The organism is Acetonema longum DSM 6540, assembly GCF_000219125.1.
GTDB classification, from domain to species: Bacteria; Bacillota; Negativicutes; order Sporomusales; family Acetonemataceae; genus Acetonema; species Acetonema longum.
Map to the genome: position 1 here is coordinate 1 of NZ_AFGF01000128.1, position 1,066 is coordinate 1,066.

A 1,066-nucleotide genomic window follows, 5' to 3' on the forward strand; every position below is an offset into this window, starting at 1 on the left:
TGGGTAGAACTTTCACTTCCGCAGATAAATATGTAGGTGAAACTGCAAATGCAATTGAAGCGAAATATCCAGGTAAAGTCGTGGATGTAAATAAAAAAGTCTATAGACCAGATGGAACACCATTAACGGATTATGATATTGAGCTTGATAATGCGATAATACAAGTTAAAGGAGGCGGAGGCAAAGGATCTACGAGTCAAGCAATTAATACGGCCTCCAGTACAAATAAAGAAGTCATTGTTTATCTGCCAGATCAAAATTCAGGCGCAGCGGTGGTTAAAGGGCTGCAAAAGGAAGGTTTTAAGGTATTTACAAACCAAGAAGATTTGCTAAATTATTTAGGTAAAAAATAAACTCATATAGTAAAAAGAAGGGAGAATAAAATGCAATGGGTTATTTTAATTGGTAATGAAGATTTGGACATTAATTCAGTACGCAAAATAAAACATTTTGGCGAGAACAAAATTACTGATTTAAGTCCAAATAGATTTGTTGTCGATTACGGAGATGAACATGTTTTTTATGAGTATGTAGAAGACTTAATTAAAGATTACAAGATAGAAGAACTAAAGAAAATACCTTTTCAAAATCCGCATTTTATTATGATGACATATACATCAGAAAAGTTAATGAAAAAAATACTGGGTCAAGATAATTTTTTAAAAGGAATCTATGTGGATGATGATTATGGTGGCATAGTGCCAATAGAACAATTTTCAATGTTGTGTGAGTCAGGGAACAGTCATTGACATTAGACCTTGGACTAAATAAACTCGTATGAAAAACGGACAAAATCAGTTCGTTGCCTTGTTGTTTGGCAAGACAGAAACAAGACGATACCCAAGCTCGCTCCGCAGCAAACCCGAATACAAATACAGGGATGAAACGTATACAGGAAGGTTTTGAACAGGGCGCATAAACGGTCGTTGTTGATGCAAGGCAATCCGGGTTGAATACGTCCCAGGCACAAGAAATCATGAATCGGGCTACAGGAATATCCTGATGGAAAATTGCCAGGGTGCGTTGAGATTTGGACGAAAGGGCGACAGAAGGGACGGACCTGTTT

The 1,066-nt window shown here is 36.9% G+C and carries 1 protein-coding gene and 1 pseudogene; both read left to right on the plus strand.

All coding sequences use genetic code 11. The features are described 5' to 3' along the window. Window positions 1-353 (plus strand): annotated as a pseudogene (locus ALO_RS22530) (hypothetical protein); the annotation flags it as partial. 30 nt (window positions 354-383) lie between these two features. Next, entirely contained in the window at window positions 384-749 is a 366-nt protein-coding gene (locus tag ALO_RS13940; RefSeq protein ID WP_004096861.1) for a hypothetical protein, read from the plus strand. The last annotated feature ends 317 nt before the right edge of the window (window positions 750-1,066 follow it).

What these genes read in the sequence shown, in the direction of transcription:
- ALO_RS13940 (WP_004096861.1), top strand. Translation starts at nt 384, where the DNA reads ATGCAATGGGTTATTTTAATTGGTAATGAAGATTTGGACATTAATTCA.